At 64.9% G+C, this 9,330-nt stretch carries 5 protein-coding genes; all 5 read left to right on the forward strand.

Translation table 11 applies throughout. The annotated features are described in order from the left end of the window. Nucleotides 1-911, forward strand: a 911-nt coding sequence (locus HMPREF3036_RS03575; RefSeq protein WP_197457931.1) for a hypothetical protein, incomplete at its 5' end; no start/stop codon positions are given. Between the two features lie 621 nt (nucleotides 912-1,532). Beyond that, nucleotides 1,533-6,203, forward strand: a complete 4,671-nt coding sequence (locus HMPREF3036_RS03580) for a glutamate synthase-related protein (protein WP_062331626.1) — start codon at nucleotides 1,533-1,535, stop codon at nucleotides 6,201-6,203. Between the two features lie 11 nt (nucleotides 6,204-6,214). Continuing rightward, nucleotides 6,215-7,693, forward strand: coding sequence for a glutamate synthase subunit beta (locus HMPREF3036_RS03585; RefSeq protein WP_062331630.1), 1,479 nt, complete (start codon nucleotides 6,215-6,217; stop codon nucleotides 7,691-7,693). 173 nt (nucleotides 7,694-7,866) lie between these two features. Then, on the forward strand, nucleotides 7,867-8,052 hold the full coding sequence (locus tag HMPREF3036_RS03590) for a hypothetical protein (RefSeq protein ID WP_062331632.1): 186 nt from the start codon (nucleotides 7,867-7,869) through the stop codon (nucleotides 8,050-8,052). A gap of 206 nt (nucleotides 8,053-8,258) precedes the next feature. Then, entirely contained in the window at nucleotides 8,259-9,308 is a 1,050-nt protein-coding gene (locus HMPREF3036_RS03595; protein WP_062331636.1) for an MFS transporter, read from the forward strand. Nucleotides 9,309-9,330 lie beyond the last annotated feature (22 nt).

Raw genomic sequence — 9,330 nt, forward strand, 5'->3', positions numbered from 1 at the left:
AGTCGCTGAACCTCAGGTTTGTGCCTGAGGCTGAGCTCGAAAAGTACGCGGCTCTCGGGACGAATCTGGCCAAGGAAAGACCGTGGGGAACCTTTCAGGGAAGCGATGCCGTCGTGCGCGTGCTGCTTCCGTCCATGCTCATTGTCCGCGGGCTCTGGACGTTCTGGGCCCATTGGAATGATCCTGCCGACTACAGGCACTTCATGAGCGGCGGCGGTGCTCTTGCAAGGAAAAGAATGTCGGACTCAAGGGGCGGTACTCAGGGCGAGGCCACGTTTCCGACGCTTTCCTCGATGCCGCGCGCGGGTGTTCCGTTCTTCAGAACACTTGTCTGGAGCGCGGTTCTCCTTGCCGCCGTGAGGCAGACGCTAGACACTGAGGCAGATGATTACAAGAAGTACATCACGGGCCAGGAACTGGAGCCTCTGCTCTGCAACGGACTTGTCTACTGGGCCGACGCGTTCATGACGGACGGTGACGGCAGCATGATGAAGCGTTTCGACGACTTTATGGCGTTGGCACTCGAGGATCCTTCGCAGGTGAATCCCGACCGCCTCGCCGAGGCGGACATCGTCAAGGAGTGCGCCGATCGTCTTTCGCGCGACTCCGCCTATGAAGGATGGCGAGAGGCACTTCTTCTCGTGATGGAGATGGTGAGACTGTCGTGGGGCAGACTCGACTGGACCCGCGTCGTCAAGGCACTGGCGCTTGAAAGGACCGGCGAATGCCTGCTGCTCGCGCCGTATGCAGGCGGTCGGGCGGAGGAGACGGCCGAGGAGCTCCTCAGGCGAGCTCGACTTCGCCCGTGGGACCTGGCAGGTGCGGGCTGGGAGAGCAGGATGGCTGTTTTTGAGGCGTATGACGCTTGCGGGAGCCGTTCCGAAAGCATCGCCGTCGTGTTCAAGTCGTAGGAGCTCTGATGACGACGGAAAACACTTTTGCCGTTGGAGGCTCAAGAACCGTCATCTGGTGACTCCGTGCTTCCTGCGGCCGTGTCGCTGGACCTTTTTCATCCTTGACGGGCAGCCTTAGCGCGAAGCTCCTGTGGCTCGCCTGCTGGTCGGAGCTGCGCGAAAAAGATCTGGACAAGACGGAACTGCCCGCCCTCAACAAGGCCTGAAATCAGTTCGCACTGGATGCGACCCGGAAATACGCCGCCAAATCCGGCCGGTGATGAGTCAGGGGACGGGCCTTTCGGAGCGCTTTCAGATCATCGCCCGTCCCGCCGTTATTTTCATTTCAGGTCCCGATCGCATCCGAAAATGCTGTCGAAAGCCTCTGGTGATACACTAAGGTAATTTGCATAGACGAAGTGAGTTTCTAGGCGGTATCTCCTAAGACATACTGCCCGACCTAGGCAGTTTGCCATCCCGTATTTGCGGGTTTTTCAAAAATCTCTGTGCCGCAGGCATGCGCACGGAGATTTTTTGATGCAACATCTCCATGTTTCCTCTCCGCCGGCCCGTCGGGCGCTCCCTTTCCCGGATGGAAAACAGAATCCCCCAAAAATAGAAACACTGGAGAGCCAGGTTATGACCCGACAGAAAGAGGAGGCCAGGCGCGAAGCCGGCCTCAAAGGGCTTTATCGCTCGGAACTCGAGCACGACGCGTGCGGCGTGGGTGCCGTCGTCAACATCAAGGGCAGGGCGTCGCACAAGGTCATTGAAGATGCGCTGCTGATTCTGCACAACCTCGACCATCGAGGCGCCGTGGGCGCCGATCCGCTCTGCGGCGACGGCGCGGGCATTCTCATTCAGATTCCGGACGCCTTCTACCGCGAGGAGATGCGTGCGCAGGGCGTTGAGCTTCCCGCAGTCGGCGACTACGGCGTCGGCATGATCTTCCTGCCGCAGGAGGCCGCCTCCCGCGCCGCCTGCGAACAGGAGCTCGAGCGCTCGGTCAGGCGCGAAGGCCAGGTCGTGCTCGGCTGGCGCGACGTTCCCGTCTGCGAAGTGATGACGATGAGTCCGACCGTGAAGGCGAGCGCGCCCGTCATCCGCCAGATCTTCATCGGCCGCGGGCCCGACGTGATGGTCCAGACCGCGCTCGAGCGCAAGCTCTACGTCATCCGCAAGACGGCCTCCCACCGCATTCAGGCCCTGAAGCTCACGCACGGCTCCGAGTACTTCGTGCCGTCGATGAGCACGCGCACCGTCGTCTACAAGGGCCTGCTGCTCGCCGATCAGGTCGGACAGTACTACCTTGACCTGCAGAACGAAAAGGTCGAGAGCGCCATCGCCGTCGTGCACCAGCGATTCTCGACCAACACCTTCCCGAGCTGGGCTCTTGCGCATCCGTACCGCTACATCGCGCACAACGGCGAAATCAACACGGTCCGCGGCAACAACTTCTGGCTGCGCGCCCGCGAGCAGGTCTGGCAGTCGCCCGTGCTCGGCGGCGACATCCGCAAGCTCGCCCCGATCATCTACGACGGCCAGTCCGACACGGCGAGCCTTGACAACGCCATCGAGCTGATGGTGATGTCGGGCTATTCGCTCGCGCAGGCGATGCTCATGCTCGTGCCCGAAGCCTGGGAGAAGTCGACGACGATGGATCCCGACAGGCGCGCCTTCTACGCATATCATGCCCCGATGATGGAGGCCTGGGACGGTCCGGCCGCCATCGTCTTCACGGACGGCGTGCAGATCGGCGCGACGCTTGACCGCAACGGCCTCAGGCCCGCGCGTTACGTGCTCACCGATGACGACACGGTCGTGCTCGCGAGCGAAGTGGGCGTCCTGCCCATTCCCGAAAGCCGCATCCGCCGCAAGTGGCGCGTCGAGCCGGGCAAGATGCTCCTCATCGACACGGGCCGCGGGCGCATCATCGAGGACGACGAGATCAAGAACCAACTCGCCCTCGCCAAGCCCTACCGCGAGTGGGTCGACCGCCTCAACCTGAGGCTCGCCGACCTCGCGGGCGCCGCCAAGGCCGAGCCCGACGAAGCCGTCGACCCCGAGCGCGTCCGGGAGCTGCAACGCGTCTTCGGCCTCACCCAGGAGGACGTCGACCTCATTCTCGTGCCGATGGCCAGAAAGGGAATGGAGCCCGTGGGCAGCATGGGCAACGACGTCTCGCTCCCGGTCCTCTCGAAGAAGTCCAAGCCGCTCTCCCATTACTTCAAGCAGCTCTTTGCTCAGGTGACGAACCCGCCGATCGATCCGATCCGCGAGGAGCTCGTCACGAGCCTCATCAGCTACATCGGTCCGAAGCCCAACGTGCTCGACGTCAACGACGTGGAGCAGACGAGGCGCATCGAGGTCTCGCAGCCCGTCCTTACGGACGCGGAGATGCGCAAGCTCCTCTCGATTTCCGACTACACCTCGGGCAAGGTGAGGAGCAAGGTGATCGACATCACCTATCCCGCCGCCTGGGGCAGCGCGGGCGTCGAGGCCTGCCTCGCGGGCCTGTGCGCTCAGGCCGTCGACGCGATCAAGCTCGGTCACACGATCCTCATCCTCTCCGACGAGGCGGTCTCGAAGGACCGCGTGGCGATTCCCGCGCTCCTGGCGACCTCGGCCCTTCATCAGCACCTGATCGCCGAGGGCCTGCGCACGACGACGGGCCTCGTGGTGAGCTCGGGCTCCGCGACTGAAACGCACGACTTCGCGCTCCTCATGAGCTACGGCGCCGAGGCGGTGCATCCCTACATGGCCCTCATGACGCTCAAGGATCTCGCGCCCAAGGCCGGGCTCTCGCCCGACGAGGCCGTCGCCCACTACGTCAAGGCCGTGGGCAAGGGCCTCACCAAGGTGATGGCCAAGATGGGCATCTCGACCCTGATGAGCTACCGCGGCGCGAGGATCTTCGAGGCGATCGGCCTGCAGTCGGCCTTCGTCGAGCGCTACTTCACGGGCACGCCCTCGCAGATCGACGGCATCGGCCTCTTCGAGGTGATGCAGGAGGCGATCAACCTCCACAAGGCCGCCTACGGCATCGGCGCCGCCCCCGGCCGCGACCTGCCCACGGGTGGCGAATACGCCTGGCGCGCGGACGGAGAGGAGCACATGTGGACGCCCGAGGCGATCGTCAAGCTCCAGAAGGCCTCCCGCGAGAAGAACTGGAATTCGTACAGGGAATATGCGGACATCATCAACGACCAGAGCCGCCGTCAGATGACGCTGCGCGGCCTGCTGAGGTTCAGGACCGAGGGCTGCACGCCCGTGCCGCTCGACGAGGTCGAGCCTGCGAAGGACATCGTCAGACGCTTTGCAACCGGCGCCATGAGTCTCGGCTCCATTTCGGCCGAGGCCCACGCCACGCTCGCCGTCGCCATGAACCGCATCGGCGCGAAGTCGACTTCAGGCGAGGGCGGCGAGGATCCGAGGCGCTATGAGGCCGAGATGATGACCGGCCTCTCTCCCGTCAAGGCCGGCCAGACGCTCGCCGACGTGCTCGGCAGCGACAGGATTGTCGCGGACGTGAAGCTCGAGGCGGGCGACAGCCTGCGCTCGAAGGTCAAGCAGGTGGCCTCGGCGCGCTTCGGCGTGACGGCCCAGTACCTCGCGAGCGCGGACCAGATCCAGATCAAGATGGCCCAGGGCGCCAAGCCGGGCGAAGGCGGCCAGCTTCCCGGCCACAAGGTGACCGAATACATCGCCGAACTCAGGTACTCCGTCCCCGGCGTCGGCCTCATCTCGCCGCCTCCGCATCACGACATCTACTCGATCGAGGACCTCGCGCAGCTCATCCACGACCTCAAGACCGCCAACAGCGCGGCCGACGTCTCGGTGAAGCTCGTCTCCGAAACGGGCGTGGGCACGGTGGCCGCGGGCGTCGCCAAGGCGAAGGCCGACCACATCGTCATTTCGGGGCACGACGGCGGCACGGGCGCAAGCCCGCTCTCGTCGGTGAAGCACGCGGGCAGCGCCTGGGAGCTCGGTCTCTCCGAAGCTCAGCAGACGCTCGTCGTCAACGGCCTGCGCAACCGCGTTGCGATCCAGGTCGACGGCCAGATCAAGACGGGGCGCGACGTCGTCATCGGCGCCATGCTCGGCGCGGACGAATTCGGCTTTGCGACAGCGCCGCTCGTCGTCGAAGGCTGCATGATGATGCGCCAGTGCCACCTCAACACATGTCCCGTCGGCATCGCCACGCAGGATCCGGAACTCAGGAAGCGCTTCCGCGGCAAGCCCGGCGCCGTCATCAACTACTTCTTCTTCGTGGCCGAAGAGGCCCGTCGCATCATGGCCGAACTCGGCATCCGCCGCTTCGAGGACCTGATCGGCAGGTCGGACCTGCTCGTGCAGCGCGACGACATCGACAACTGGAAGGCGAAGGGCGTGGATCTCTCCCGCATCCTTCACCGTCCGAGCGCCGAGCCTTGCGCCATCCGCCACACGCTCGCTCAGGACCATCAGCTTGAGAAGATTCTCGACCATGCGCTCCTGCCCCGCTTCGCCTGCGCGATCGAGGGCGGCGAGACCGTCTCGATCACGACTGCGGTGAAGAACACTCACCGTTCGGTCGGCACGATGATCTCGCACGAGATCGTGAAGAGGCACGGTGCAGCGGGCCTGCCCGACGACTCGATCAGAATCGCGCTTCACGGCACGGCGGGCCAGTCCTTCGGGGCCTTTGCGGCGAAGGGCCTCACGCTCGACCTGTCGGGCGACGCGAACGACTACGTGGGCAAGGGCCTCTCGGGCGGGCGCATCATCGTGAGGGCGCCTGCGGACTTCCACGGCAGGCCGAGCGAAAACATCATCGCGGGCAATGCGACGCTCTACGGCGCCACGAGCGGCGAGGCGTACTTCGCGGGCGTCGTCGGCGAACGATTCGCCGTGAGGCTTTCGGGCGCGAGCGCCGTGATCGAGGGCTGCGGCGACCACGGCTGCGAGTACATGACGGGCGGCACGACGGTCGTGCTCGGACGCACGGGCCGCAACTTCGCCTCCGGCATGTCGGGCGGCGTCGCGTTCGTCTTCGACGCCGACGGCAGCTTCGAGGCGAACTGCAATCCGTCCATGGTCGCGCTTGAACGGGTCATGAGTCACGAGGAGCAGGTGAGGACGAGCGATCCGCGCACCTGGCACATGGGCTGCACGGACGAGGAGCTCCTCAGGCGCCTCATCACCCGCCACCAGCTCTTCACGGACTCGACGCTCGCGGCCGAGCTGCTCGAACATTGGTCGAGCACCCGCGCGCGATTCGTCAAGGTCATTCCGCTTCAGTACCGCGCCGTGCTGCAGAGCAGGGCTTAAAGGAGATTGCCATGTCTGAAAACCAACGCATCGAATTCGGCCATCTCCCGGTCGAGGAACGCATCAAGAGCTTCAGGGACTTCACGATCCCGCTCAACGACGACGAGGTTCATGCGCAGAGCCTGCGCTGCCTGCACTGCGGCACCCCGTTCTGCTCGAATAACTGTCCGCTTCACAACCGTCCCGTCGACTGGAACCGCCTCGTGCGCGAAGGCGACTGGGAGCGCGCCTGGGCGTGCCTCTCGGCGACGAACTCCTTTCCCGAGTTCACGAGCCGGGTCTGTCCCGCGATCTGCGAGGCGGGCTGCACGAGGTACCTTCTCGACGACGCGGCCGTCGGCATCCGCTCGATCGAGCGCGCCGTCATCGACCGCGCCTGGCGCGAGGGCTGGGTGAGGCCCGAGCCTGCGGCCGTGAGGACCGGAAGGCGTGTGGCCGTCGTGGGGTCGGGCCCTGCGGGCCTTGCCTGCGCCCAGCAGCTTGCCCGTGCGGGCCACGACGTCACGGTCTACGAGAAGTCCGAGCGCCCCGGCGGTCTTCTTCGCTTCGGCATTCCGGGCTTCAAGCTCGAGAAGGACGTCGTCGAGCGCCGCATCAGCCAGCTTGAGGCCGAAGGCGTCAGGTTCGAGCTCTCCGTGGTCGTGGGCGACAGGAAGTTCGAGGCGGGCGTGCACAACGCCGCCAAGCGGAGCGTGAAGGCCGCGGACCTCCTCGGGGAGTACGACGCCGTCGTGCTCGCCTGCGGCTCCGAGGTGCCGAGGGACCTCAAGGTTCCGGGACGCGAGGGCAGGGGCGTCTTCTTCGCCCTTGACGTCCTGCAGGAGCAGAACCGCGTCGACGAGGGCCTCGTCAAGAAGCCCGCCTTCGACTGCAGGGGCTGCGACGTCGTCATCGTGGGCGGCGGTGACACGGGCAGCGACTGCGTCGGCACCGCCCGCCGTCAGGGCGCGGGCAGGATCTGGCAGCTCGACCTGAGCCCCATGCCGCCCGAGAAGGACGACAAGTCCTGCTGGCCCGCCTGGCCGAGGAAGCTTCGCACCTCCACCTCCCACGAGGAAGGCTGCGAGCGTCTCTGGGAGGCCTCCACGAAGGAGATCCTCTTGAACGACAAGGGCGAAGTGAGGGGCGTGCGCTGCGTGAAGCTCAAGTGGAGCCTCGGTCCCGACGGCCGCTTCACGCCGTCCGAGGTGCCCGATTCCGCCTTCGAGATTCCCTGTCAGCGCGTGCTGCTCGCCATGGGCTTCATGCATCCCGCCGCTGCGACGCTCAAGTCCTTCGGCGTCGAGACCGATGCCCGCGGCAATGCGAAGGCGGGCGTCGATGGCTCTGAAGCACCCTTTGCGACCTCGGTGCCCGGCGTCTTTGCCTGCGGCGACACGCGCAGCGGCCAGTCGCTCGTCGTGCGCGCGATGAGCGAGGGCAGGCGTTGCGCCCGCGCCGTGGACGTGTTCCTCACGGGCGACTCGGAGCTGCCGTCCTTCCGGCCGTAAGGCATTCGGGTTGAAGGGACCTGCGGGGGCGTCTTCCTGTCGATGGAGGCGCCCCCGTTTGGCATGGGGTTGAAGGATGTGTTCGCAGGGACGCCGAGCTTGATCGACTTCTGAGAAACGGCTGCTGCGACACGTACAATAAGCTGTCGAAAGTCTTTGCATTCACGTCAACCATGTCCCGCAACGTCAACATCTACAAGAGCTCGAACGGACGGCAGTATGTCCGCGTGAGCGAAAGCTATCGAAATGCCGACGACGACATGCTCGCCGCCTTCGGTCTGAAGCCTCTATGCAGGCTCGAGGAAAAGGCGTCTCTTCGCAGAAAGCTGAGGCTGAAGACCTTCCCGCCGATGGCGTGACGGAAGGCCGCACTTCGGGTCAGGCCTGAGCATCGTGCATCGTTTTCCGCTCTCGCATAGGGTCTTTCACGAATATTGCCCCATTCGGAGCGTACGACGGGGTTACAATTAACAATTTTTCTGTCCCGGAACGCTTCCGCGACAGGTGGTTCAAATGTCCGCAGCAGGCCTCGTGCCTTCCTTCGGCACGCTCAATCGGACGCTCCATGAATTCGCTGCAGCTTCGCACAGCCTTTCGGCGCCTTTTCGCGCAGTGGTACCTGCTCGGCCTTGCGGCGCGGTGCCTGCAGTTCACGCTCATCTTCGAAGCTGTCTCGCACGGCGTGGGTGCGGCCTGGATGGGTGCCGTCATGGCGGCGAGTTCCGTGGCCTGCGCCGTCTTCACGATCTATGCGGGGCGGCTCTACAACCGCTTCGGGCCTTCACCGCTCAACCGCTGCGCAGCGCTCTGCTGTGCGGGCGCGGGATTTCTGGCGACGCAGCATGAGGCGCCTGCTGCGCTTGCCGTCGCCTGGATGCTCACGGGCATGACGCTCATGCTCGCCGCAACGGCAGGCTATCGCGGCATCGGCGGACTCTTCGGCGCGGCGGACCGCGTCTCGCGCTTTTCGAGAATGTGCCTGTTGAGCAACGTGAGCGAGATTGCCATGCCCGTCGCGATCGGTGCGCTCTTCTCGCAGGCTCCGGACCTCATGCCCTTCATCGTGCTGGCGGTCTCTCTGGCGCTTTCCTTCCTTTCCTCCGGCGTTTCGCGTTCGGACCTCAGGGCGCACGGCCTTGTTGAGTCGACGGACCTGCTTGTGAACATCAGGCGACTCGCGGGCTCGGGGCCGCTGCTGGCGGGCGTGGTGGCGGGCTCGGGCGTCAACGCGCTCTTCTGCATTCTCGACATTCTCGTTCCCACGGCGGGCGGCGGTATGGGCCTCACGACGATCCAGACGGGGACGCTCCTTTCGGCGTGCGCGCTCGCGCAGGTGGCCGCAAGCTCGCTTCTGTCCGTGCGCGCCAATCACAGGACGCTTCTGCCTCAGCTTCGCAACGCGCTGCTTCTGGGCGGCGTCGCGCTCTCGGGCGCCGCACTGGCCGACGGATTCGCGTCCTTTCTGCTCGTCGTGTCGGTGGCGGGCTTCGGATTCGGTCTGGTCAAGCCGCTTTCGATGAGCACGCTCTTCCAGTACGCGCCGCCCGAATCGGTGGGCGACATCGTGGGCATGAGGTTCATGCTCAACAACCTCGGCCGAATCAGGAATAGTTAGGAAATAACTTATCAATCTTCGT

Origin of the sequence: Sutterella sp. KLE1602 (assembly GCF_001578585.1) — a bacterium.
Lineage (GTDB): Bacteria > Pseudomonadota > Gammaproteobacteria > Burkholderiales > Burkholderiaceae_F > Sutterella > Sutterella wadsworthensis_A.